Annotated in this window: 24 protein-coding genes and 4 pseudogenes; 17 read left to right on the forward strand and 11 right to left on the reverse strand. The window is 40.7% G+C overall.

The annotated features are described in order from the left end of the window. Positions 1-10: 10 nt before the first annotated feature. Together UYK_RS0113305 and UYK_RS0113310 are read left to right on the forward strand one after the other, a co-directional pair. Entirely contained in the window at positions 11-718 is a 708-nt protein-coding gene (locus UYK_RS0113305; RefSeq protein WP_016871551.1) for a Uma2 family endonuclease, read from the forward strand. A gap of 92 nt (positions 719-810) precedes the next feature. After that, positions 811-1,389 carry a TetR/AcrR family transcriptional regulator gene (locus UYK_RS0113310; RefSeq protein ID WP_009457273.1) on the forward strand — a complete coding sequence of 193 codons (579 nt, stop codon included), beginning with the start codon at positions 811-813 and terminating at the stop codon, positions 1,387-1,389. Between the two features lie 74 nt (positions 1,390-1,463). Here UYK_RS0113310 and UYK_RS26135 read toward each other — a convergent pair whose 3' ends face one another. After that, entirely contained in the window at positions 1,464-1,634 is a 171-nt protein-coding gene (locus tag UYK_RS26135; protein WP_157221822.1) for a hypothetical protein, read from the reverse strand. 61 nt (positions 1,635-1,695) lie between these two features. Between UYK_RS26135 and UYK_RS0113315 the strand changes: the two genes are divergently transcribed. Further along, the gene (locus tag UYK_RS0113315) at positions 1,696-2,031 is read left to right on the forward strand and encodes an HlyD family secretion protein (protein ID WP_009457272.1); all 336 of its coding nucleotides are present in this window, start codon (positions 1,696-1,698) and stop codon (positions 2,029-2,031) included. Continuing rightward, positions 2,010-2,249, forward strand: a pseudogene (locus UYK_RS25070) (ABC transporter ATP-binding protein); the annotation flags it as partial. The gene UYK_RS0113315 and the pseudogene UYK_RS25070, both read left to right, overlap by 22 nt. 218 nt (positions 2,250-2,467) lie before the next feature. Here UYK_RS25070 and miaA read toward each other — a convergent pair. Continuing rightward, positions 2,468-3,427: a tRNA (adenosine(37)-N6)-dimethylallyltransferase MiaA gene (gene miaA / locus UYK_RS0113325; RefSeq protein ID WP_016871552.1), complete on the reverse strand. Its 960-nt coding sequence runs from the start codon at positions 3,425-3,427 to the stop codon at positions 2,468-2,470. A gap of 276 nt (positions 3,428-3,703) precedes the next feature. Here miaA and gyrB point away from each other — a divergent pair, with 276 nt between their 5' ends. From gyrB to rpoD, 3 genes are all read left to right on the forward strand, one after another. Beyond that, entirely contained in the window at positions 3,704-5,641 is a 1,938-nt protein-coding gene (gyrB, locus tag UYK_RS0113330; RefSeq protein WP_009457269.1) for a DNA topoisomerase (ATP-hydrolyzing) subunit B, read from the forward strand. 380 nt (positions 5,642-6,021) lie between these two features. Next, complete coding sequence (locus UYK_RS26140; RefSeq protein WP_157221823.1) at positions 6,022-6,174, forward strand: hypothetical protein; 153 nt, start codon at positions 6,022-6,024, stop codon at positions 6,172-6,174. Between the two features lie 1,309 nt (positions 6,175-7,483). Next, positions 7,484-8,665 carry an RNA polymerase sigma factor RpoD gene (rpoD, locus tag UYK_RS0113335; protein WP_009457267.1) on the forward strand — a complete coding sequence of 394 codons (1,182 nt, stop codon included), beginning with the start codon at positions 7,484-7,486 and terminating at the stop codon, positions 8,663-8,665. Between the two features lie 134 nt (positions 8,666-8,799). Here rpoD and UYK_RS0113340 read toward each other — a convergent pair whose 3' ends face one another. Continuing rightward, positions 8,800-8,979, reverse strand: a complete 180-nt coding sequence (locus tag UYK_RS0113340) for a chlorophyll a/b-binding protein (protein ID WP_009457266.1) — start codon at positions 8,977-8,979, stop codon at positions 8,800-8,802. Between the two features lie 568 nt (positions 8,980-9,547). Next, the gene (gene gyrA / locus UYK_RS0113345; RefSeq protein ID WP_009457265.1) at positions 9,548-12,067 is read right to left on the reverse strand and encodes a DNA gyrase subunit A; all 2,520 of its coding nucleotides are present in this window, start codon (positions 12,065-12,067) and stop codon (positions 9,548-9,550) included. 223 nt (positions 12,068-12,290) lie between these two features. Here gyrA and UYK_RS0113350 point away from each other — a divergent pair, with 223 nt between their 5' ends. Further along, entirely contained in the window at positions 12,291-12,692 is a 402-nt protein-coding gene (locus UYK_RS0113350) for a response regulator (RefSeq protein ID WP_016871553.1), read from the forward strand. Between the two features lie 201 nt (positions 12,693-12,893). On the opposite strand, the gene UYK_RS0113355 is transcribed toward UYK_RS0113350, so the two are convergent. Together UYK_RS0113355 and UYK_RS0113360 are read right to left on the reverse strand one after the other, a co-directional pair. After that, positions 12,894-13,781, reverse strand: coding sequence for a tetratricopeptide repeat protein (locus tag UYK_RS0113355; protein WP_009457262.1), 888 nt, complete (start codon positions 13,779-13,781; stop codon positions 12,894-12,896). Positions 13,782-13,995: 214 nt separating this feature from the next. Then, positions 13,996-14,409 carry a hypothetical protein gene (locus UYK_RS0113360; RefSeq protein ID WP_009457261.1) on the reverse strand — a complete coding sequence of 138 codons (414 nt, stop codon included), beginning with the start codon at positions 14,407-14,409 and terminating at the stop codon, positions 13,996-13,998. 211 nt (positions 14,410-14,620) lie between these two features. On the opposite strand from UYK_RS0113360, the gene UYK_RS0113365 reads away from it, so the two are divergent. Beyond that, positions 14,621-16,447 carry a DUF5942 domain-containing protein gene (locus tag UYK_RS0113365; RefSeq protein WP_009457260.1) on the forward strand — a complete coding sequence of 609 codons (1,827 nt, stop codon included), beginning with the start codon at positions 14,621-14,623 and terminating at the stop codon, positions 16,445-16,447. A 204-nt stretch (positions 16,448-16,651) separates the two neighbouring features. On the opposite strand, the gene UYK_RS0113370 is transcribed toward UYK_RS0113365, so the two are convergent. Then, positions 16,652-17,095, reverse strand: coding sequence for a hypothetical protein (locus UYK_RS0113370; protein ID WP_009457259.1), 444 nt, complete (start codon positions 17,093-17,095; stop codon positions 16,652-16,654). Between the two features lie 41 nt (positions 17,096-17,136). On the opposite strand from UYK_RS0113370, the pseudogene UYK_RS27290 reads away from it, so the two are divergent. Both UYK_RS27290 and UYK_RS0113375 read left to right on the forward strand, forming a co-directional pair. Then, a pseudogene (locus UYK_RS27290) lies at positions 17,137-17,336 on the forward strand (IS4 family transposase); the annotation flags it as partial. A 90-nt stretch (positions 17,337-17,426) separates the two neighbouring features. Then, complete coding sequence (locus UYK_RS0113375) at positions 17,427-17,654, forward strand: hypothetical protein (RefSeq protein ID WP_009457258.1); 228 nt, start codon at positions 17,427-17,429, stop codon at positions 17,652-17,654. Here the strand turns inward: UYK_RS0113375 and UYK_RS0113380 are convergent. Further along, positions 17,629-17,958, reverse strand: a complete 330-nt coding sequence (locus UYK_RS0113380) for a thioredoxin domain-containing protein (protein ID WP_009457257.1) — start codon at positions 17,956-17,958, stop codon at positions 17,629-17,631. The genes UYK_RS0113375 and UYK_RS0113380 overlap by 26 nt on opposite strands. A gap of 638 nt (positions 17,959-18,596) precedes the next feature. On the opposite strand from UYK_RS0113380, the gene UYK_RS0113385 reads away from it, so the two are divergent. The 3 genes and pseudogenes from UYK_RS0113385 to UYK_RS27570 all read left to right on the forward strand — a co-directional run bounded on the left by UYK_RS0113385 (position 18,597) and on the right by UYK_RS27570 (position 19,399). Further along, complete coding sequence (locus UYK_RS0113385) at positions 18,597-18,866, forward strand: hypothetical protein (protein WP_016871554.1); 270 nt, start codon at positions 18,597-18,599, stop codon at positions 18,864-18,866. Beyond that, positions 18,785-19,252 (forward strand): annotated as a pseudogene (locus UYK_RS0113390) (metallophosphoesterase); the annotation flags it as partial. The gene UYK_RS0113385 and the pseudogene UYK_RS0113390, both read left to right, overlap by 82 nt. Before the next feature lie 15 nt (positions 19,253-19,267). Further along, positions 19,268-19,399, forward strand: a complete 132-nt coding sequence (locus tag UYK_RS27570) for a hypothetical protein (protein WP_009457254.1) — start codon at positions 19,268-19,270, stop codon at positions 19,397-19,399. Here the strand turns inward: UYK_RS27570 and UYK_RS24230 are convergent. The 3 genes and pseudogenes from UYK_RS24230 to UYK_RS0113405 all read right to left on the reverse strand — a co-directional run bounded on the left by UYK_RS24230 (position 19,396) and on the right by UYK_RS0113405 (position 22,179). Further along, a pseudogene (locus UYK_RS24230) lies at positions 19,396-19,775 on the reverse strand (hypothetical protein). The gene UYK_RS27570 and the pseudogene UYK_RS24230 overlap by 4 nt on opposite strands. A 525-nt stretch (positions 19,776-20,300) precedes the next feature. Beyond that, the gene (locus UYK_RS0113400; protein ID WP_009457252.1) at positions 20,301-20,732 is read right to left on the reverse strand and encodes a CAAD domain-containing protein; all 432 of its coding nucleotides are present in this window, start codon (positions 20,730-20,732) and stop codon (positions 20,301-20,303) included. A gap of 310 nt (positions 20,733-21,042) precedes the next feature. Then, entirely contained in the window at positions 21,043-22,179 is a 1,137-nt protein-coding gene (locus tag UYK_RS0113405; protein ID WP_009457251.1) for a cob(I)yrinic acid a,c-diamide adenosyltransferase, read from the reverse strand. 443 nt (positions 22,180-22,622) lie between these two features. On the opposite strand from UYK_RS0113405, the gene fraC reads away from it, so the two are divergent. From fraC to UYK_RS0113420, 3 genes are all read left to right on the forward strand, one after another. Continuing rightward, positions 22,623-23,159, forward strand: coding sequence for a filament integrity protein FraC (gene fraC / locus UYK_RS0113410; protein WP_009457250.1), 537 nt, complete (start codon positions 22,623-22,625; stop codon positions 23,157-23,159). Positions 23,160-23,243: 84 nt separating this feature from the next. Continuing rightward, on the forward strand, positions 23,244-24,257 hold the full coding sequence (gene fraD, locus UYK_RS0113415) for a septal junction protein FraD (RefSeq protein ID WP_009457249.1): 1,014 nt from the start codon (positions 23,244-23,246) through the stop codon (positions 24,255-24,257). Positions 24,258-24,439: 182 nt separating this feature from the next. Further along, entirely contained in the window at positions 24,440-25,219 is a 780-nt protein-coding gene (locus tag UYK_RS0113420) for an ABC transporter permease (protein ID WP_009457248.1), read from the forward strand. Positions 25,220-25,276: the final 57 nt, after the last annotated feature.

Here is a 25,276-nt window from a genome sequence, read left to right on the forward strand (position 1 = left end):
GGGTAAACTCATGGTTGAGCAACTTTTAATCAGTAATGATGATTACTACGTGCCAGATGCTAGCCAGCTAGTTACTGAAGATGATACGCCTGTGGATAATTTTGCTTCCGAAAAACAACAACGCTTGTTAGTTAGTACCCTTTATAGTTCACTACAAAACCAAACTTTCTTAGCCGCAGCCAATGTCGGCATCTATCATACTGACGGACAGCCGCCAATTGTACCTGATGTTTTCCTCAGCCTTGATGTGCAAGTGCCACAAAACTGGTGGGAAAAGCAAAACCGTTGCTACATGCTTTGGAAGTTTGGCAAACCCCCGGAAGTAGTGATTGAAATAGTCTCCAATAAAGAAGGTGATGAACTAGGCAGTAAACTCAAAACTTACGAACACATGCGGGTGAGTTACTATGTAGTATACGACCCCACCCAGCAATTATCAGAACAGGCGTTGCGTATTTATGAAATTCGCGGTAGACGCTATTTTGAAACTACAGAAACTTGGTTAGAACAAGTCGGTTTGGGTTTAACTCTCTGGCAAGGTGAATTTGAAGGTAGACAAGATGTGTGGTTACGCTGGTGCTACCAAGATGGTACGCTGCTAGCAACTGGAGATGAACGTGCAAAAGTTGCTGAACAACGCGCCTCTGTTGCCGAACAACGCGCTGCACAATTAGCAGAAAGACTGCGATCGCTCGGCATAGATCCAGATACTCTGTAGATCATCGAATAAATAAAATTTCATTCAACTATCTTGCCAAATGTTTCTTGTCGCTTTAATATATAACTAACGTTCGATATAAAATAATGTAAATGCCGAAGATAGTTGATCATGAACAATACCGCAAAGAGTTGTTGATGAAATCATTTGATTTATTTGCCCAAAAAGGTTACGCCGCAATTACCATGCGCGATATAGCCAAAGAATTAGGAGTTTCTACAGGAACTTTATATCATTACTTTTCTAATAAAAAAGCATTATTTTTACAGTTAGTAGAAGAGCAAACACGACAAGACATTCTAAACTTTTTGGCTGAGGCAGGAGATGCCAAAAATTTAGCAGAACGCATCAAATCTTTGATGAATTTTGTTGCAAAGAACGAAGATTATTTCTCGAAACAAGCCCTTTTAGGGTTTGATTTCTATCAGCAGCAAGGGCGAGATGAAATTTTAAATAACCCAACTATAAAAAAAGCTTGGGAAGATACTAAACAAGCACTTGCAGATTATCTAGAAATCAAAGACCAAGCAATAATCAACTTTATTTATTGCTTCTTGAACGGCTTAATTTCGTCACGAATGTTTGAGGGTGATACATTTGATTACACCGAACAAAGCGAACTACTCGCAAACATGTTGACTGCTTATTTGCAAGCCCAACCAACTCATTAAAACTCCGCGTTCCTTTGCGTTAAAAAAAGAAAACATGACTCAACAATTTCTCTCAAAACCTTCAACTCAAAAACTTATGGTATCTCCCAAGCTGGCTTACTCAGCAAATCCGAACCTCCACCCGTAGAAACCCCTCCTGCTGTCAAAAAAGTCACCGCCCTCGGACGCCTGCAACCAGAAGGAGAAGTAATTAGCTTATCTGCACCTTTAGCACTGGATGGCGATCGCCTTCTTTGACAAGCCATTTATCTAAGCGATCGCGTCACAACAGGACAAATTCTGGCAATTTTAGATTCTCAAAAACCCTTGCAAGATGCTGTCACACAAGCAAAAGAACAAGTGAAAATCGCTCAAGCTAAACTAGCACAGGTGAAAGCAGGGGCAAAAACTGGAGAAATTCAAGCACAGCAAGCAAACATCAGCCGACTTCAAGCAGAACAAGCTACAGAAATTCAGGCACAAACAGCAACCATAGCCCGTTTGAGGGCAGAACAACAGACAGAAACCCAAGCCCAGAAAGCCAATATCGGGCGTTTAACAGCAGAATTAGCGAATGCCCAAGCTGATGCTGGGATTGCAGAACTTGGACAAACTAACCAAATGCTGGTAAGCAATCACAAAAAGCGATCGCTCGGGCATTAGTCAGTCATCCTAGAATAGTTTTAGCAGACGAACCCACCCTTGATAAAAAATCCGGTCGAGATGTAGTAGAATTAATGCACAAATTAGCCAAAGAACAGGGTTGCACGATTTTACTTGTTACCCACGATAACCGGATTTTAGATATAGGCGATCGCATCATTTATATGGAAGATGGTTATCTCAAAAATGATGGTGCAGATACACTTGTTTTAAGTTAAGTCAAAAATGAGTAAATTTTTCTTGACTCTGGAGTTAAAGATATGTTTTAATCACTGATTTATAAACTAGATATGCTTCTCCATTCAAATGTAAACCATTTTTTGTATATCTACTATCCAATTGATTTTCTGAATCTAATAAATGAGAGAACAAATCTATAATATTGATAATGCGTTTTCAGCGGTTCAGAAAAAACATCATATTTACATTCAATTGCTTATTCAGAAGTACGTATAAAACTGTCGACTCGCCGCCAGACTTTTTCCAGCAAATCTGGACATTCAGCATCAAACCACTCAATTTGAGGAGAAGCACGAAACCAAGTGCGTTGACGTTTGGCGAATTGTCGAGTATGTAGAATAGTTAATTCTTTTGCCTTGTCTAAAGAAATATCCCCAGCCAAATATTGCTTGATTTCTTGATACCCCAGAGTATTTAATAAAGGCAAGTCCACACCGTATTTTTGACAAAGATACTCCACTTCTGCAACCAAACCATCCGCAATCATTTTCTCAGTACGTCGTGCAATCCGATCGCCCAAATGAGCAGCATCACAATCTAAACCGATTTGCAAAATTGGATAACTTGGGGGATTTTCTCCCTGTTGCTCAGAAATCGGACGACCAGTAACGTAAAATACCTCTAATCCTCTTAAAGTCCTTACAGAATCATTGGGATGAATCTTGGCTGCCGCAACTGGATCAACTTGTTGTAGCATAGCGTAGAGTTGCATTTGACCAAGAGATGCCAACTGCGATCGCAACTCCTGTTGTGGTGCTACCCTGGGAATCTTCATTCCTTGGGTAATCGAACGAATGTACAACCCAGTACCACCCACGAGGAGGGGATGGGGGGATCGGGTGATGGGGAGAAAAATTGCTTCCTTGTCTTCCTTGTCCCCCGTGTCCTCCGTGTCTCCTGCCAAGATTAAGGCTTGCGCTTGCACCTGGTAATCTGCTACATTCATTGTTTCTGTGGGATCACATATATCTATCAAATAGTGCGGTACTAATTTCTGTTCATCCACAGTTGGTTTTGCTGTACCAATATTAAATTCCCGGTATACTTGACGGGAGTCTGCACTCAGAATTACAGTATCTAATCGCATAGCTAAAGCTAATGCTAAACCTGACTTACCTGTTGCCGTCGCGCCACAAATCACAATTAATCTAGTCATTGGTCAATTGTCAATGGTCACTTGTCAAAAGTTAGTGGTTAGTGGTTAGTGGTTATTAGTTTACTACTCCCCCTTGTCTGGTTTGTCTCCCCTGTCCCCTTCCCCCACTCCCCCACTCCTCATACTCTCCTTCCCAGCATGGGGTTGGAACCCCTGCTTGAATTTCTCAGCAAATAGCTCTACAGTCGCCTATAAGGCTTTTGTGTTAGAATTTTGGAGTGTTTTTTAATTTTTCGCCTTTTGGCGATTTCACCCCCACATATCAGGAGAACTTTCATGACGAGCAGTTACAGTGCCGAACAGATTCAAGTTCTGGAAGGTCTGGAAGCCGTCCGCAAGCGACCGGGGATGTACATCGGTTCCACTGGTCCGCGAGGACTTCACCATTTAGTTTACGAGGTGGTGGACAACTCGATTGATGAGGCTTTAGCAGGCTACTGCACCCATGTGGAGGTGGATCTCAATGCCGATGGTTCCGTTACTGTCACAGATGATGGTCGCGGTATTCCTACTGGAATTGTTGCCAAAACAGGAAAATCGGGTTTGGAAACTGTGTTGACGGTACTGCACGCCGGGGGAAAATTTGGCGGCGGCGGTTACAAGGTTTCCGGAGGATTACACGGAGTAGGTATTTCTGTTGTTAATGCCTTATCTGAATGGGTAGAAGTGACGGTTTGGCGAGATAAAAAGGTTCATACCCAGCGTTATGAACGGGGTATTCCCGTCACTGAACTAATTGTCAAGCCTTACAAAGATCATCGCACCGGAACCTCCGTCAGCTTTTTGCCAGATTCGCAAATCTTCACTACAGGTACAGAGTTTGACTTCACCACTTTAGCAAGCCGCCTACGGGAGTTAGCGTATCTCAATGCGGGTGTCAAAATTACTTTTACCGACCACCGTCTGCAATTACTTAAAAGTGATCAGCCAAAGGTAGAAACTTATGAGTACAAGGGCGGTATTCGTGAATATATTACCTACATCAATGCTGATAAGCAGCCGCTACATGAAGAGGTGATCTACGTTCAGGGAGAACGAAATAATGTTCAAGTAGAGGTAGCCTTGCAATGGTGTACTGATGCTTATACGGATAATATCTTGGGCTTTGCCAACAATATTCGTACTGTTGACGGCGGTACACATTTAGAAGGCTTAAAGGCAGTTCTCACCAGGACACTAAATGCGATCGCCCGCAAGCGTAATAAACTCAAAGACAGTGAACCCAACCTCAGCGGCGAACATGTCCGTGAAGGTTTGACAGGCGTAATTTCTGTCAAAGTCCCAGATCCAGAATTTGAAGGACAAACAAAAACCAAACTTGGAAACACAGAAGTCCGGGGAATCGTTGATTCCTTGGTGGGTGAAACTCTCACCGAATACCTAGAATTCCATCCCAGCGTCGCTGATGCCATTTTAGATAAAGCCATCCAAGCTTTTAAAGCGGCTGAAGCAGCCCGTCACGCACGCGAGTTAGTACGCCGCAAGTCGGTGTTGGAATCTTCGCCTTTACCTGGTAAACTAGCAGACTGTTCTTCTCGTGATCCTAGAGAATCGGAAATCTACCTGGTAGAAGGAGACTCCGCAGGTGGTTCCGCTAAACAAGGACGCGATCGCCGCTTCCAAGCGATCCTACCGTTGCGTGGTAAAATCCTCAACATTGAAAAAACCGACGACGCTAAAATCTATAAAAATAATGAAATTCAATCGTTAATTACAGCCCTCGGTTTGGGTGTCAAAGGTGAAGAATTCGACGCTTCCCAGTTGCGGTATCATCGCATTGTGATTATGACCGACGCTGATGTCGATGGCGCACACATCCGGACACTGCTATTAACTTTCTTCTATCGTTATCAACGGGCATTAATTGAACAGGGTTATGTCTATATTGCTTGTCCTCCACTCTATAAAATAGAGCGGGGAAAAAATTACAAGTATTGCTACAGCGATCGCGAAAAAGACCAATACATCAGTCAACTTCCAGAAAACGCCAACTATACCATCCAACGCTTCAAAGGTTTGGGTGAAATGATGCCTGAACAACTCTGGTCAACCACCATGAACCCAGAAACTCGCACCCTCAAACAAGTGGAAATAGAAGATGCAGCTGAAGCCGATCGCATTTTCACAATTTTAATGGGCGATCGCGTCGCACCTCGTCGTGAATTTATTGAAACCTATGGTTCTAAGCTTAACCTCAAGGATTTAGATATCTGAACAAGCATGACAAAACCTCACCTCAGCCCCTCTCCGTGGGTTCGAAGAGGGGTGTCCGACAGGACGGGGTGAGGTTACTTTCAAGCCAGTCATTCACACCAGATTTTGGCACAAACCTTGCCATGAAAATTTAAGTCCCCGCGTCAATTGCGTCTATTTTCAAGTCAGAGGGCTTTTTCCCTTCTGCCCTCTGCCTACCCTATTTCCTTCAAAATTGCTATATATTAGGAAAATTCAACATTTTTTAACAATTGTGTCCAAAAAAAATAAACATTGTTTTTTGAAAAGTGGTTATAGTATCAAATTTTTAAATAATCCATGTCGTTATCTTGTTACAAATTTTTAGCTTGCTCACTAGTTGATTTACATTCACCCAGATTGTGAATACAAAAGTTATACAAGCTTTTAGTTCACCCCAGCTACGTAACTGTATGACAAATCATCAAGGCGATCGCACAAAATATGAAAAAGTTTTAAAATTTGCCAAAATTTGGATGGTCAAAAGTGACCTTCTAAGCCACAACTTTGGGTAGAGTAACAACGTAGGCGCTTATCAGAACGTGTCCTAGTAACTTAACACTGTTCAAGCTTTTGCAGTTTTGCGTAAGCTCAAGGATATAGAGTCCTAAGTGATTTCGATACCAGAACTCAAACAATTACGATTTTTGCTTTGAGCAACTAACTGAACTTTATTTTTCTGAAAGGTGATGTAACATCATGCTAACAGACAGTTAGTCCCTTAATACTCATAACCAGACAGTCTATAAGTGTATAATACGCATTCATACTATGCAATTTTGTTCTCAGTAAGCAAAAATCGATTGTCTTGGCTGTCAAATCTTTTCTGAATTGATTAAAATATCGGTGTGTACAATAAGAAGAGTTTGTCAAGTTGCAAAGGGTTGAATTTTTACTAATGCGCTAACCTGTGATTAAGATTGAATTAGTCATATCTAAAAATTTTCGGTCTTTTGGCTGATTCTGCCAAAGCCTCAACTCCTCAGTTAGGGTGATTGGCTCTTTTGTAGGTCGAGTGCTTTCATCAAAGAGTAACGACCCTAAATTGGGGAACTAAGTCTGTAGCCTCACACTGACTCTAACAAATATGAGAGTGGCTGTTACCAAAAGACAAATGTAAATCCTAAATCAGTAACTTATTAAGGAAGTGTAAAAATGAATGCGCTTTAGCGTTTCAATAGAGTTAAACTCAAAGCTACTGTTCCTGTTAATGTTGTCAATCACACATGGGATCTGCTACAAGTAGGTTTACCTAATTTTTAAGGTAATGATGATGCTACAAAAATTCCAAAAAGTTTTGGAGAAAATTCAAGTATATGGGTGTCATTTTCAACGTCTTTTTGGTAAAACAGGCTTTACATTACCTCCCTTTACCTTACTTAATTAGTTCATGGATGCCACACAAAGAGAGTGCAATTTCTGTGAAACAGGCTACAATCGGAACAGTCTTTACAAAAAAAATCTTCCAAGAGTCATAATTATTTTGTATGGAGTGGTAAATTTTTTTAGCAACATGAGTCTTTTTTAGACTAGTCAGTAAACACTTGTGTTGCCCGGCGACACATATCTAAAGTTTACTAAGAACAAGGAAATTTACCTTTGGGAGTACTGCTGTGGTAGAAACAAATACAGAGTTTAGAACTTCCAACTTGAGCTGGAGGTCTATAATAGTGTCCTCTCGACAGAAGGTAAAACTTCCGAAATTATCTTTCAGCCAAATTAGCTAACAACCCTCTTAATCACAAGGCAATATAGCTGATCAAATTTAAGAGTGGTAAAAAGATCTTGAGTAATTGATTCTGCAAGGAGCATGAGGAACGCGGCATGAACCAGGCTAACAACGTACTCGATACCATTGATTATCAGCCTGACCTAGAAATTGAGATCAATCAGCCTGAGCTGGAGTTAGAAGAACTCTTGTTGGAAGACGAAGAGGACTTGCTGATCGGTGAAGAAGGCGAACTCGATGAAGAATTTTTAGAACCTCAGTCTGATGAGGACGACGCAAAGTCTGGGAAAGCCGCAAAATCGCGTCGTCGGTCACAAAACAAGAAAAAGCACTACACCGAGGATTCAATTCGCCTTTACTTGCAAGAAATAGGTCGAATTCGTTTGCTTCGGGCTGACGAAGAAATTGAACTAGCACGTAAGATTGCAGATTTGCTGGAATTAGAGCGAGTGCGTGATAGACTGCAACAGCAGTTAGAACGCGAACCTCAATACAGTGAATGGGCAGAAGCAGTACAATTGCCCTTGCCACAATTTCGTCATCGCCTGCATGTTGGTCGTCGGGCGAAAGACAAAATGGTGCAATCTAACCTACGTCTTGTAGTTTCAATTGCCAAGAAGTACATGAATCGTGGTTTGTCTTTCCAAGATTTGATTCAAGAAGGCAGTCTTGGTTTGATTCGTGCTGCTGAAAAGTTTGACCACGAAAAAGGTTACAAGTTTTCTACTTACGCTACATGGTGGATTCGTCAGGCGATCACCAGAGCGATCGCTGATCAATCCCGGACAATTCGTTTACCTGTCCATCTCTACGAAACTATCTCTCGCATCAAGAAGACTACTAAGTTGCTTTCTCAAGAAATGGGCCGTAAACCTACAGAGGAAGAAATTGCCACAAGAATGGAGATGACTATTGAAAAGCTGAGGTTTATTGCCAAGTCTGCCCAGTTGCCAATCTCTTTAGAAACCCCCATCGGTAAAGAAGAAGATTCCCGACTAGGTGATTTTATTGAATCTGATGGCGAAACTCCAGAAGATCAAGTTTCTAAGAACCTCCTGCGTGAAGACTTAGAAAAAGTCCTCGATAGTCTCAGTCCTCGTGAACGCGATGTTCTGCGACTGCGCTATGGTTTAGACGACGGTCGGATGAAGACTTTGGAAGAAATTGGCCAAATTTTCAATGTCACTCGCGAACGTATTCGGCAAATAGAGGCGAAAGCACTTCGGAAGTTACGTCACCCCAACCGTAACAGCGTTCTCAAAGAATATATTCGGTAGTTGTCATATGCCTTAATTATTAGTCATTTGTGCAAAACCAATAACAAATGACAAAAAACCTGGGAGTGTTAATTCAGCCCAGGTTTTAATTTATCTATCTAGTGATGTCCGATAAAAGCTTCTGGTTTTAAATGTTACAGAATCCCCCAGAAGTGTAAAAAGCCTTGACCAGAAAATAATTCAATCAGAGCAGCAGCTAAAAATCCGATCATCGCCAAGCGACCGTTCCAAATTTCTGCTTGGGGAGTAAAGCCCCAACGCCAGGAGTTGCGGTCTTCCATTACAGGAGCAGTGATTTTTGTTGTATCTTGCATGATTGGCACTCCAAACTGAATTTGTTAATGTTTACTAGCCTTTGTTAACTAATATAACAACTATTTTAAGAAATGCAACGTTTATAAATGTTTCTCCTATTACATTGACTTATGGTAAACATAGTTGTAATAACTTATCTCAAACTTTTAATCTCTAGTAAGGCATTGTGGCAATATATGCCGACAGAAGATTAGTAATTTGATTTTTCGATTTTTCGGCATTTACCAACGGCAGATAGTAACTGACACAAAACCGTGTAGAACAAATCAAAGTTGGAAGGCCTATTACCAAAGGCTGCGATTTCAGCAAGCTTAAGAGATGTATTGTTGTAAAGCTAAATATGCTTCGGTTCCATTATATCTTGTTTTTGAGAATCATTAGCAATTACTTGAAGGAAGACAAGAGAAATATTTGTATCAAGAATTTTGTGAAATGATATTAGACAGTGCGATCGCTGATTTGATTTTTACAATAGCAACTACTAGACCCAAAAAATCTGAGTAAATCGAGGCGTAGTCGGACTAGCGCCTCTCAATCATATAGCGTAGCTAATCTGAAGTTTCAACATCAGCTGATTTCTGTTGCGACTTCGGCAACTGCGGTAATTTTTTCATCTCGGCTAAGTTGAACGATGCTCTCACCAGTAGTATCTTTAGCTGAATTTGTTACAGTATCTACTTGGAGACGCACCACTCGTTGATGATTAGTCACTAAAGCTACTTCAGATCCTGGCTTAGCCAATACCATTCCTGCTAAGTAATCAGTTTTACTAGCAAATTTGAAAGTTTGAGTACCAATATCACCCCGATTAGCCAGTCGCACAACACTAGTTGGCAGACGTTTGGCATATCCTAGTTGGGTTACTAGCAAAATGTTTTCTTCAGTATCAAAGGTTGCGCCACCAATCATAGTTTCTTGTTGACGCAGGCGCATAGCCTGTAGACCCATCGCAGTACGACCCATAATAGGAAGTTGTTCGTCGTTTACTTTAAACCGTAACAATCGCCCACCAGAACTAGCGAGAATGATTTGTTGATTGGTAGTGACGAACTGAGTTAATAATAATTCGTCATCGTCTTTGAGTTTCAAAATAGTAATGCCGCGACGCGTCAAATTAGTAAATTCTGTTAAAGATAGACGCTTGATCCTTCCCTGTTTAGTCAACAGAATCATCTCGCCATTTTCTGGCTTTTCTGGGAGCAAAAAGCGACTGACAACAGCTTCAGAAGTTTCTTGAGCAGTATTAGTCAACAAGGTGATTAATGGTGTCCCCCGTGGCGATCGCCCAGTAGTCGGAGGAATGTCGCCCACCTTCACCGGATAAACCTTACCACCGCTAGTCAGTACCAGCAAATCTTTATCTGTATCAGTCAAGGTTGTTTGCATGACAAAATCATTATCAGCCAAACCGTTATCAACCTTCGGCTTTTTGCCATTCACCTGAAGGCGACGCACATATCCCCGTTGTGTCAATTCTAAAGTAACTTCTTCTGGAGGGGACTTTGGTTTAAAACTTGTAGATAAAGATTTGGAATTGTCCTCTGTACCTCTTCGTGTCAGAGACTCTTTGCGCTGTTTTTCCTCACTCACAGTCACTATTTTGGTACGACGTTCATCACCATATTTGCGCTTAAGGGTACGTAGGTCTTTTTTCAGGCTTTTGAGTAATTCCCGGCGATCGCCCAGTAATTTTCGTAACGTTGTAATTTCCTCTTGTAACTGCTCGTATTCTTTCTGTAAATTCTGTTGTTCCAAACTTGTCAGGCGTCTGAGTGGCATTGCTAAAATTGCATCTGCCTGTACATCACTCAATTGCAAGCGACTTTGCAGGTTGATTTTTGCAGTACTACCATCAGCAGCCCGTCGCAAAATCTCAATCACCTCATCCAGATGAGACAGGGCTTTCAACAAGCCTGCTAGCAAATGCAAACGATTTTCCGCTTTACTTAACTCGTAGGCGTAGCGGCTGGAAAGGGTCTGTTCCCGGAAATGTAAAAACTCCTGCAATAATTGGCGTAAAGATAGCTGACGTGGTTGTCCATCTACCAAAGCTAATAAAATCGCCCCAAAATTAGTTTGCAAAGCGGTTTGGTGGTAGAGTTGCTGGAGAATATCTTGGGGGTTGGTATCGCGTTTGAGTTCTATGACTACACGCATTCCCTGGCGATCGCTTTCATCTCGGATATCAGCAATTCCCTGCAAGCGACCTTGATTTACTAGGTCTGCAACTTTTTCAATCCAACCTGCCTTATTGACCTGAAAAGGTAATTCTGTCACCACAATTGCTGTCCGCCGTTTGCTTGTGCGCCCACCGACCACTTCCTCGATCTGTGCAACACCCCGCAGCACAATACCACCTTTACCTGTGGTGTAAGCTTCCCGAATTCCTGCATCACCAACAATTTCCCCACCTGTAGGAAAATCCGGCCCAGGAATTAACTCAAATAACTTGTCATCCGGTAAATCAGGGTTATCAATTAAAGCAATTAACCCATCTACTACTTCCCCTAAATTGTGCGGTGGAATATTTGTTGCCATACCTACAGCAATGCCAGCACAACCATTGAGCAACAAAAATGGTAACTGTGCTGGTAATACAGTAGGCTCTTGCTGAGAATTATCGAAGTTACCGATAAATTCTACTGTTTCTTCGCCAATTTCAGCCAGCATTCCCTCGTGGCTAATCGGTGCGAGGCGCGTTTCTGTGTAGCGCATCGCTGCTGCTGGGTCATTATCTACACTGCCGAAGTTACCATGTCCTGCCAATAAGGGATAGCGGCTAGTAAATTCCTGTACTAACCTCACCAAAGCATCGTAAACAGCTTGGTCTCCGTGGGGGTGGTATTTACCCAATACGTCCCCAACAACACGGGCACACTTTCGATAAGGGCGGTCAGGTGTCAAACCAAGTTCATGCATCGCATATAAAATCCGTCGATGCACTGGCTTTAAACCATCACGCACATCTGGTAATGCCCGTCCGACTATCACACTCATGGCATATTCAAGGTAAGACCGTTGCATTTCGGTATGCAAGGCTGTGGTGATGACCTGTCCCGTAGAGAGAAGGTTTAACTGTTTTGCCATGAGTTTGTCCCTAAGTTTTCACTACACAAAATATGCCGTTACTGAACATTACAGCAACCACAGCATAGCGGATGTAATGCTCATCATTACAAAATCTTGATAGTTATACGATAAAAAGCAGTAGTATTATCCTTGATGTCGGGGATACACATTGATTACTCAGAAGGAGATACATACAATTTTGGATTACTGTTATCCCCTCACTCCTAAAAGTCAAATTCTCATGAAAACCGTTTTGATTGTCGAAGACGATCTGATTAATGCTCGCGTTTTTTCTAAAATTTTGACCAAACGCGGCGGACTGCAAGTAAAACATACTGAAAATGTAGAAGAGGTAATGAAAATTGCCCAAGCGGGAGAGGCAGACATTATTTTAATGGATGTTTCTCTCTCAAGAAGTGTTTACCAAGGTAAGTCCGTTGATGGTATCAAGATTACACAACTGCTCAAATCCGATCCGCAAACTGCTGCTTTACCAATTATTCTCGTGACAGCACATGCAATGGAAGGCGATCGCGAGAATTTTCTCAAGCAAAGTGGTGCTGATGGCTACATCTCTAAGCCTGTTGTTGATCATCAACTTTTCGTTGACCAGATCATGGCACTGCTGCCTAAAGATGATTAGTGATGATACACCCCCTCAACTAAGACGGTTGCCCATTCAGTCTATCGGGCTACCATTTTTTTGGCTGATTAATATATATGTACTATTAAATAGCACTGATAGTACTTTTGAGCAAGTAGTAACAGAAGTAGTTGGTTGTTGGTTGTTGGTTGGTGCTTGGTTTTTCCCAACAACAAACAACCATCAACTACCAACATTCATTTACTGCGTCGGCTGTGGTGTGGGAGCAGCTGTATTCTCCCCTCTCTGCTGTAAAGCTGCTTGAATGCGGGGCAATTCTAAGAATTTTTTGGTGTCCGCCAGTAAGCGATCGCCCCAGAGATTTTCTTTGAGAAAATCTATATCAGCATAACGGTCATCAATGCGGAGTGCTGTTTCACCCATCGCTAGACCTTTTTGCCGTTCGCCTTTATTGTATAGTGCCACAGCTAAAGCCAATAAAGGTTCTGCGGCTTGCTTTTCAATTGTGACAGCAGATTGCCATTGTTGGATAGCTCCTGCAACATCACCTTGTTCGTACTTAATTAAACCAATGTTGTTAATTGCGGGCCAGAATTTTTTATCTTGGGAGACTGCTTGATTGTACTGAGCGATCGCATCTGAGTATCGACGCTGCATATAGTAGGCATTGCCCAGATCAAATAACCCTTCTGGGTCATTGGGTTTTAACTTTAGACCTTGTTGGAAATAGTTAACAGCAACATCATACTTTTGTTGCTGAAAGCTGGCTGAACCCAAAGCGAAAAGAACATCACCATTTTTGGGATTCAGAGACTGGGCTTTTTTTAAAGCAGCGATCGCAGAATCTAATTCTTTGGTTTGCAAATACAAACCGCCTAAGAGAAACCAAACTTTATCACTTTTCGGAGCTAATTGAGATGCTAGCCTTGCTCTGGGCATAGCCATTTCATACTGTTGAAACTGTGCTAATTGTGCTGCTTCTTGTGCCAGACTCAACCCCTGCTGCTCTAACTTGGCAGCATCAAGTTGTAATGTATGGGGTATTAATGCCTGTGCATAAGCAGCTTTAGGCAGACTCCACAAACTACAGACAACAATCAGAGAAATTAAACCAATTCGTTTAGGCACACTACCGCCTCTCTGCCACTAATGAAGGAATCTTTCAGATAGCTTAAACGATCTCCGCTCCTGTGTGAAAGAAAAAACAGTAGTTAAGGGTTGGTTGTTGTTTGTTAGTGGTTGTTTAATACTTACTCCTCACACACCCCATCACCCCATCTCCCATCTCCCCCAATCAGCATCCATGACTTTAGTCATGTACTAGTTTGTGACCCATTACCAATTACCCCGACTTTAATTGACTGTGCAAATATTTACCCCATTCTGTTGCTAAAGGAACTTCTGTAAAGGGAACTCGCACAGATTTAGCAGCAGGAAATACAAATTCTAATTCTATTGTCCGACCTTTTTCTGGAGGCTTATTTGTATCTACTGCTTTTTCATCCACCAAAAGGCGTATTTCTTGAACATCATCCAAAGAAAATGTTTCTAGTTTAATCGGGCCTTGAGGTGTTGGTTTACCCCAAGTAATAGAGTTACCTTTTTTCCCTAGTACCGCATAAATATCATACTTCGCCTTATCAAATTGCTCTGCCCAAGTACGATAGGCTTCAATTTTTTGATATTCTTGAGAGCCTTGCCAAGCTAACCAGAAAAACGCTGCTAACAGAGGTAGCCACAATAGACCGTGTTCCATACAATTTTAAATTTTTGAACTAATTTGAAAATAATAGTTGAAAGAGAGTATGAGGAGTATGAGAAGTCTGGGAAAAAATATTTTTTTATTTTCCTCCACTTTTTATATTTCCCTATTTTCTAATGTGTAGCTATGATGCGAAATACAACCACTTGGGAACTATATAAGTTATGGTAATGAGCATACTGGCAAAAAGCGGTGATGACTTGATATGAGAAGGGTTTTATTTTTGTGCCTGTTTGTCATCGGGCTTAGTGCTGCGATATTTGGTTTCCTGAATTTTCAGGGACTAGCAGCAAAAGGCGAATTTGAGACGATTGTGCTGGATTTTCGAGAAAATATTCCCAAAGAAGAATTGCAAAGAGAATTGCAAGCGATCGCTCAACAGTACAATGTTACACCCCGATTAGATAATAAATTCTCCGCCAAGGATAATGTCTATATTATCGAAGGTGATAAAAAGCGACTCAAAGAACTGCGAAAGTCTAAAATCGCCTTAATGACGGAATTTATTGAGCCTAACTATATTTATAGAATTCCCGTATTGGATAAAGACACAGTTGCAGATGAGCGCTTCATACCCAGTGCTAACGATCCTAATGACCCGATGTATAGCAAGCAATGGCATTTGCACAACATTGGTGTTGTCGGTGCGTGGAAGGAAACTAAAGGTAGTGGAATTACAGTAGCAGTTATAGACACTGGTGTTACCCAGGTGCGTGACTTAGCAGAGACGAAGTTTGTCAAAGGCTACGACTTTGTCAATGACACAGAAGAAGTCAAAGACGATAACGGACACGGTACTCACGTTGCTGGTACGATCGCTCAAGCTACTAATAACAATTATGGTGTAGCGGGAGTAGCCTACGAGGCTAATATTATGCCTTTAAAAGTACTTAGTAGCTATGGCGGTGGTACAGTTGCTGACATTGCCGAAGCAATTAAGTTTGCTGCTGATAACGGTGCAAAGGTTATAAATATGAGCTTGGGTGGTGGTGGTGAAAGCCATCTGATGAAAGATGCAATCGAATACGCCCATAACAAAGGTGTAGTAATAGTGGCGGCGGCGGGGAACGAAAACCAAAATTCTGCCGCCTATCCAGCCCGTTATCCCCGCGTCATCGGCGTGTCAGCCCTAGGACCAGACGGTGAAAAAGCCCCCTATTCTAACTTTGGCGCTGGGGTGGATATTTCTGCTCCTGGTGGTAGTGATGCAGGTAAAGTTTTGCAACAAACTATTGACCCCGAAACTGGTGAAGGCGTGTTTCTCGGTTTACAGGGTACAAGTATGGCTTCTCCCCACGTTGCGGGTGTAGCTGCGCTCATCGAAGCTGCTGGTGTTCAAGAACCAGATGAAGTTTTGCAAGTCCTCAAAGAATCAGCCAGAGCTATAGAGGAAGATAGCTTAAACTACTACGGTGCTGGACAACTAAATGCCGAAGCAGCAGTACAACGTGCCGTACGCGGACAAATCAGTTTCCAAGACTTTTTCCGTTGGTTGCGGGATAATGGCTATCTCAACCCCGGTTTTTGGATTGATGGCGGTGCGGTAGCATTATTACCCAAAATTTTGATGGTACTGGGTTCTTATCTGTTAGCTTGGTTTTTACGGGTTTATTTCCCATTTTCCTGGAGTTGGAATTTACTGAGTGGTTTAGTGGCTGGTAGTTCTGGATTGTTTTTCCTCAAAACAATCTACATTTTTGACTTACCCCAGTGGCCTTTCCGCTTATTGGGTAGTTCCATACCAGAACTCGGTAATACACTGCAAGGAAGCAGCGCCTTAAACCCCTTATTTGCTAGCGTACTCATTCCCCTTGTATTAGTAGTACTACTGCTAGGACATCCACAATGGAAATGGTTTGCGATCGGTTCATCCTTGGGTGTCGCCGCCTGCTTAGGAGTCAGTGCAGTATTAGATCCTGCCGTTTGGGGTTTGGGAAGTGGAATGTTAGCTCGTAGCTTCCTAATAGTTAATGCCCTACTTTGTTTTGCTTTAGCTCGTTTAGCCGTGAAAAACGAGGAACAATCAGCATAGAATAGAAGGCTGGGGATTGGGAATTGGGTAATGGAAATTAGGGATTGGGGAAGAATTTTTCCCATTACCAATTACCAATTACCCATAACTTGCATAATTAGCCCCGCAGGACTTGTACTAAATTTTAGATATGCAAACTAGATGTTGAACAACTTAATAATATTCATATTATTCTCTCTAAATACCAAAACTGAAAGGAGACTTTTACCTAGGGAAAAAAATACCATTCGAAAGTCCACTATCTGGCATTAATATTTGTGGACCAGGAATATAATCACGTTCTCTACCTTGACCATGACTCCAGGAAGTACCACCATTTCCAACAACATTTAGAACAGAACTTTGACATGTATTAACACGAAATCCACCAAAACTTCCATTGATATATCTAAAACTTAGATTATAAATACACTGATTAGGATTTACTTTTATAGATGTGGATTCACCTGGCATAAGCATTGTTGCTATATCATCAAAAGCATATTCCCATTTATCAGAATTTTCTGATTTGATATACGCATCAACTATTATTTGTTTATTTTTATTTATAATTGTTAATTTACGTGAATTATTTGCTTTTGCTACACTGTTATTGATAAATGCTGATGCTACTACTAAAATAATTAATAATAATTTAATTTTTTTCATGACAAATCTTCAGAGTATATCAGGATGCTTCCAAAAGTTAATTGACTGGAAAGATTGGCACAGTATATAGATATAGATATAAAAATCTTTTGCCTGTAGAAATAACGTTTTATTGGTTTTGTAATAATCTCCGCAGTGCTGATACAAAATTTTAAGCGGATATTTAAAATTTAGTTACCCCTAAAACATTCTTTGATGGGATAGAGGACTTTACCATTTTAACCTCTGGCTGCAATTAATTGAGTACTGACTTACAACCTCAGCTTGTGACCAATGGATTTTTACAGATAGTATAAATTTTCAAGCGGAAATGATATAAGGAGTTTTACCAATGAGCATCACAGTCACAGGAACCGTAGAACACCGTGATATTGGCACTGGTGCTTGGGCATTAGTAAGTAATGATGGTACTACTTACGAAATTCTCAGAGGTGCTGATAAAAGCTTACTCAAAGCCGGACAAAAAGCTAAAGTCATAGGCGAAGTGCGAGAAGATGTCATGACGATCGCTATGATTGGTCCTGTCTTGGAAGTCAAATCTTTTGATTTGCTGAAGTAGAACCTAAAACTGCTTGCAAACGACTTCTAAATTCACCTTTGGGATGACCACCTTTTACCTCACCCACAATTTGAAATTCTCCTTCTGGAGAATCACAGATAATATAGGTAGGCCATCCCATCTGTGACTTATCTGGATACTGCGTCAATAAAATCTGACGATATTTACGGTAAGTAGCCGTATCCTGCATTTTGACATCAATAAATTCTAAACCTAGTTCCTCTGCCACTTTTTTGTCATAAAATGACATCTTGTGGCAAATACCGCAGTCTTCACTAGAAAATTTGATTACAGCTAGAGGCATGTGGCTGTGTAATTACTTGACTCAGATTAAAAATTATCACATCAATACAACAATTTACAGAAAAAGTAATAAATTGTGGCCAAAATAGTTGTTTTTAGAAATCGACCACCGATAAACACAGATGCACACCGATGGACACAGATAGATTATCCCTTGGCAACTGAGTAGTGGTTGTAGAAGAGGTGATTGATTAATTGCGATTTACCTCAGACCTTGTACCAGCTTTTTCGTTCTCTAGTCAATAAATTCTGATTATTATTATGCTTAGTAATTTAGACCGAAAGCACACAGATAACCCATCCGTGTTTATCTGTGTGCATCGGTGTTCGTTCTCACAATCAAATAAACGGCGTTACTGAATCAAAATATGAATTTACAAATTACAGGTGTGACTAGACGTTGCAATGCCACTACAAAATGTACACAAACACAATTTATGACCCAATTCAGCAACGCCAAATAAACTCTGGTAATAAAGTTTAGCATTGGTGTACAGTCACAAATTAAATATACCTTTCCACAAGTAGATTGTTGTTCGCAAAGCTGTATGTATTAAGTCGATGTGGAGCGTTAGTGGTTAATAGTTTAGTAGATAGTTGTTTCAAGCAACTAATGCTGATGACCAATAACTCTTGACTATGAAATTTGTATCGGAACCAGCGATCGCTGATAAAATTCGTAAGATGAACCAACGGGTAAAGTGGCAAGACCCATTGGTGGTGCAACGTGGCATAGATCAAACTCGGCTAATGCTAGATGATGGTCGAGACGAAGAATCGGAATTTTCATTTTTAGTGGTGGGTGACAGTGGGACGGGGTCACATTATACGTTACTGAAGCAACAAAATGGAATCAGGGACAAACTCTGGCTGTGCGCGATCGCCTGCGTGATGTCCTCGATGCAGTAGCAGCAGAGGTAGGTTCTCTGGCTGAGGGTCGTCCTTTGGTAGATTTGGTTTTGAATGGTCACGCTCACTGTTTAGAATACCTACAAACAATGGATACAGGTCACGCTGATAGTAATATTAACTGGATTGTTTGCGGTGGTAGTGGCTACAGTTTGCGGCGTCAACGGGCTGAGGGAACAGATTTATTAGAAGACCAAAAATTAGTAGCGCGATCGCATTTATTTGTAGGTCGCACAGGACAAGGTTCTCAAAAACGCCGACCCTATTCGTGTTTGCGTATCGATGTTAAAGACGGTTGTCCCCCCAAATTTATTATTCGTCCTTTGGTAGTCGAACGTTACCAGCGTCAGTGGCGCGATCGCGAAGTTCAAGCTTTTACTATTTGAATACAACAAAAAGCGATGATTGAGAAAATTCCCAGTCATCGCAACGTACCTTCTGAAAAATTGGCATTGCTGAATCAAAATATGAATTTACAATTTACGGGCGTGACCAGACGTAGTAGAGACGTAGCAATGCTACGTCTCTACTAAACCACACCAGGGCCTCTACCGCGTTCGTCGCCCTCCATTGTTAATTCGCCTTGCGATGTGCTGTATCTTCTTCTGCTTGTTGACGCGCATCTCCTGGTACTTCATAGTACATTTCTGGTTCAACGGCGTAGTTGTTTAACAAACCTTCTTTGTCTACAGTGTAGCCATCTGTAGTGCGTATGCTGTCACCAGGATGAGTTTGGTCATCAGTGGTAGCATTGGCTTCTCTCTCTTCTGTAGGTAGTGTTTTAAATAAATCTCCTTCTCTTTCTTTACGTGCTGCGGTTTCAGCAGGGACAATATGTGGATCGTATTTATTTTCACGAACGCGATCAGATGTATCTGCTCCTTTTTTATAAGCTTCATTATTAGCCATAATTTATGTTCCCCTTAAATTTATGTGTTTTAATCATTCAATCCAAGGACTATATTAGTTTTTTAGTAAAGCCAGCCTAACTATCTAAAGAAGTGTTTGAAATATACAAATTAAGTTTTTTATCTGTCTAAGGATATATATATTTAATTGGTTGCAATTTTTAGGAATTGGTAATTGGTAATTGGGATATTGCTTGATAGTTATAATCGCATTCGAGGTTCCAACAGCTATAGTAGAAGCGCGTCCGGTTTTGGGAGGAGTGAGGGAGTACGGAGACAGAATTAAATCTTCCCGTTGTGTATGGGGGATTTAGGGGGTTTTAGGATTCATACAATAAGTCTATTATTTAACTTAAAACATAAGCCAGGAAATAAATTCCCTGGCTTATCTTCACACAATGGAACATATTTTTTGGTAAGTATGCAGGCATAAATAAAACTTGTTTATAAACAAAATGAAGAATTTATTTATTGCCCACTATTAGCCATGATGCAAATTGAAATTAATTTGCATTGAACTCGTTAATTAACCCAAAATTTGCTTTCTAACAGAGTCAATTTCTGCTACTAATTCTTGCCGAGTGGAATCTTTAAGAAGATAGCGAAAAATGAACCAAGTAGTGTAACTAATTCCCACTAACTCCAATACTGGCTGTGCTAGTGGAATATCATTGATTGCATCTAGCACTGCTAGGATTACCCTAACTGCCACAACCGCTACAAACAGCCAAGCCAGGTTTATCAACAGTGGCTTGTACGCTTGAAAAAATTTATTGAAGTTTTGGGAAAATTCCTGCCAAAAGTTTGTTAGTTCTCTAGTAATGAGCTGCCATTGACTTTCAGGTTCTTGGGTTGGAGGTAACTTTGGTAAGTTTTCAGAATCTGAACCTTCAATTGCTGCCACAGCTTCTGCTGAGGAAAAATCATTATATTGTTCTTGTTGCACTTCGGTTTCCATAGTTTGGTGTAATGGTTTTGCCCAGGTGGATAATTATGAACGCAGTATTTCCTAATTTAATTTGTGCAGTTTCATCTTATTTTTTCATCAAACTTTTGACATAATTGTTTTTTCTTCCATGAGGAGTAAAAATTATACCATGTTCGCTTGAATACTAATACTATCCCTTGGGGTCGGTAATGGGTAATTGGTAATGGGAAAACCAATACCCAATGCCCAACTGCGTCAGAATCAGATTGTAAGCAATTAGCCCGACTTGATATCATTAATTACTAGTTAAGTGTCCAGAGTTTTTTGACCATTGACCACATTAAAAATCTACTCCCCGCTTCAGTTCCACGCCTTGATTAGCATAGTGTTTATGGCAGTAAACTTCAGAGTGAATACTAGCTAAGTCGAAATATGCTGGTTGGTTTTGGCAGCGTCCAGTGATGATAATTTCAGTATGACGAGGTTTGCGGAGTAAAGCTTGCACAATTGGTTCTACAGGCAGCAATTCTAAGTCAACAGTGGGGTTAAGCTCATCAAGAATGATGGTTTTATAAAGTCCAGAAGCGATCGCAGTCTTGGCAATTTCCCAACCTCGTTCTGCTTCCACATAGTCTAATTCCTGCCGAGAATTACGCCAAACGATCGCATCTCGCCCACAGCGTTGATGATCTATCACATGTGGATATGACTGTTGTAAAGCTGCCAATGCTGCGTCTTCAGTGTAGCCAGTACCACCTTTAAGCCACTGCATAATTAATACACGTGTAGATCCTGGATGATTAATACCTCGACCTATAGCTTGCAGTGCTTTGCCCAAAGCACTGGTGGATTTACCTTTGCCAGCACCTGTATAAATTTCAATACCTTCAATTAAGAGTGCAGTTGCGGTTGGGTGGTGATGAGGTTTCATTTCCGAGTGCAAATCCGCAATATCTAGCAACTTTTGGGGTGCAGCACGACCAGTCGCAATAATTTCTAACTCTTCCGGTTTAGATGTGAGTGTGCGTACCACTTCATCCACCGACAATAAACCCAAATCCAAGACAGGGTTAATTTCATCCAAGACAACAACCGAATACAAACCAGAAGCGATCGCGCCTTTTGCCACATCCCAACCCCGTGCAGCTTCAGACCTGTCAAAGGCTGTAATTTCATCTGGCCCAAAAAATTCTGCTCTACCAGTGCGAACTTGATCAATTAAATGAGGAAATCCTCGTTGCAAAGCTGCGATCGCGCCATCTTCATCATAGTCTCGTTCTGGCCCTTTTAAAAACCGCAGCAGCAAGACGCGGTTAGAATTACTTGGTGTATTGATCCCCAAGCCAATTGAGCGCAAAACGACTCCTAAAGCTGCTTGGGATTTACCTTTACCTGCACCATCATAAACGTGAATTTGCCCTATCACCCTTTGTTGACGCACTTGTGCTGTGCGAATTCCAATGCCGTTCCTTGTCATCTCACTCAAAGCTATAAGTGGCAGTCTTTTATCTTACCCAAGGTCTTGCGTAAGAAGGTAGGGGAAAATTTACTAGCTTGACTGTGATTGAGGATTCCTATTTAATTTTTGAAAAAACTCCGTACACTCCCCCCACCTCCCCACTTCCCAAAGTGTTACGCTAGACCGCAACTTACTATCATCATTTGACTAGGTTGCGGCTATACTTTCTTAAGTCATTCAACAAAGGGTATAAGAGAATGAGCAAATAAAGGAAAGAGGGAGAAAATGGGATGTCTAAAATTCTTCTTTTGCTTTTAATAAAAAATAAAGATATGAATCAACTACCAGCGGCGATTGCCACTAGCAACAGATGAAAGAAATACAATTTTTCTCCTACAACCTTACACTCCTATAGCCCCATACCTCTAAACCATAGTTAAATTTAGTAACGAACTGGTCTTATGCTTGATTTTCCTCTGCTTCCTAAAGTCTTACCTCTTGGTGCAATTTTGTTTAATTTTTTATTTTTATTGATATCTATTCCCTTAGAGGCCTATATTTTAAATTCAATTATCAAATTTGATAAAAAAACCTCTAGTTTTTATGCCATTTGTATGAATTTATTTTCCAGCGTTATTGGTTGGGCAATATTTTTTTTGATAGAACCATTGCTTCCTATTAGATTAAGATCTGGTTTGATAAATTTAATATTTTTTAATCAAATATCACCTACTTTATTCAACTTGATGATTCTAATTGCTTTTATTGTTTTTTTTGGAACTTTTTTAGTTAAATCTTTAGTCTTAAGAGTTGCATTAATTTCCTTGACTGATTTTTGGCAAAAACAACCTGATTCCGCTCCTCAAAAATTTTATTCTCGTCGTGATTTTAAGAGGAAATTACAAACAAAAAATATTTTTACTAGTGTACTAATAGCTAACGCACTCAGCTATACTGCTGTTGTAATAGTCCTATTTTTGATTCTCAGAATTGTATGAAGTTAGTAATTATTCTGTTAAATTTTGTACTGAAATAATGACCAAAACTAATAAAAAACTTACTAGGAATTTCAAGGTTGCAATATGGAGCTAATAAGAGATTTATTTGGTTTATTTGGGTTTATTGGAGAGATTTACGACAATATCAAGGATTTTTTTATTCCCAAAAGGGCTTTTGCGTGGCAAACATTAGTATATTTAAGTATTTTTTCTTGGTTAATGTCCTCTCTATCCACAGGAGTTGTGAAATCTGCGATCGCCTTTTGTGGCTGGGCATTCTTGATAGCAGGAACTGCCTGGTATACAACTGAAAATCCTGTACTTATTCCTGGTACAAATATGCCTGTTGGGGCACTAGTAACAGGATTTTTAGTGAGTGCTTTTGCTTTTAGGGAACCAGGGCAAGAAATTACCGCTAGAACAATTGTTTTCTGGCCAACAATTTCAGCACTCATCACAGCAATTCCAGAATTTTTTGAGGGAACAGGAACGGAGTTTAGCACTCAGGTTCCTAAGATAGAAGACCGCCAAAAAATTATTATTTTGGTTGGCAGTTCTATGGTGGTTAGTTGTTGGTTACAATTGGGATTTGTAGCAAATAAATGGCTACAAGAATTTCCTAGTTTACAGACAGACAACTTTAGGCGGACTTTTGTGGTGAGAACAGAACCACAAATTAGTCAAACTCCCAGAAATGGAGTTTTAATTTTGAATAAACTTGAGCCAATTGTGAAAGAGCAAATAGCTAACAGACCTTGGTCAGAAGTAGAACAGTGGTTAAAAACAGCCAATAGCAGAGTCAATAGTTTAGGTAGGGAAGTAATAGACACAAGCTTACGTGAGTTTGACGAAAAGTCTTTATGGCGAACAGAAGCGCGTGTATCTAGCCTTGATCAAAAAAATCCTGACATATATAAATTAGATTTACTGAGTATCTGGAGTGGGCCTAGTTCTACTGGAAGTGAGTATTACTTGAGAAAATCTTGTCGAGTAGAACCAATTAACGGTTCTAGGAGATCAGGGGAAGTATTGAGAGTTGCAGAGATTGAATGCGGTCGCAGTAGTAAGCGGATTATGGGTTCACCACCTGCACTCTGACAAGAGATGTAAGGGGTGATGGGGTGATGGGGAGTTTAGGGGTGTGGGGAGTGTGTAGACGCGCTTTGCGCGGCTTTCCGTAGGGTGGAGTAGTAAGCCATTAACCACTAACCATTGACTATTGACCATTAATCAATAACTAATTACAAATGACTAATGACGGGACTAATGACTAAACAAAAATGAATTTTGGCAGACTTTACGTAATAGCAACAAATGTGTTTCGAGAAGTGGTGCGCGATCGCATTTTATTCATGCTCGGCTTTTATATCATTATCCTTGCCACTGCTATCTACTTTCTCCCTGAATTTGCTGCTGCTACAGAAGACAAGATGTTTCTAGATTTTGCTCTGGCGGCGATGAATCTTCTTGGTTTGGTTGTAGCAGTATTTGTTGGTACAGGATTAATTAATAAAGAAATTGAGAAACGTACTGTTTTAGTATTAATTGCTAAACCTATCAGTCGGGCTGAGTTGCTAGTTGGAAAATATTTGGGCTTACTGTCACTTCTAGCAGTTCTGACTACTGCTATGACAGCGATTACTCTTGTATTTTTGCAAATAGGTCAAGTTCCTTATTCAATAGCTAGTATTTTAATTTCTGCATTTTTTTTATTTTTGCAGTTGTCTTTAATGACGGCTGTAGCTATTGCTTTAGGTGTGTTTACTAGTTCACTGTTAGCAACTGTTTTGACCTTTGCTGTGTATTTAATGGGTAATATAACTCAAGATATACTGCAACTTGGTCGTCTTGGTCGCAAACATGGGATTGAAACTTTGACTCAAGCTTTGTATCTTGTATTGCCCGATTTATCTAGATTAGATGTAAAAAATGATGCTATTTATGGCCTGGCTGCATTACCTAACCCTACTACACTCATTAGTAATGTTGGTTACGGCTTATTGTATACCTTGATGCTGTTAGCGATCGCCATTCTCATTTTTTCACAACGGGAGTTTTAGGTGGGGGACACAAAGGAGAAGGAAGCTCTTTTTCTCCTCCCTTTCCCTTGTCTCCCG

The sequence above is a fragment of the Fischerella thermalis PCC 7521 genome, assembly GCF_000317225.1.
GTDB classification, from domain to species: Bacteria; Cyanobacteriota; Cyanobacteriia; order Cyanobacteriales; family Nostocaceae; genus Fischerella; species Fischerella thermalis.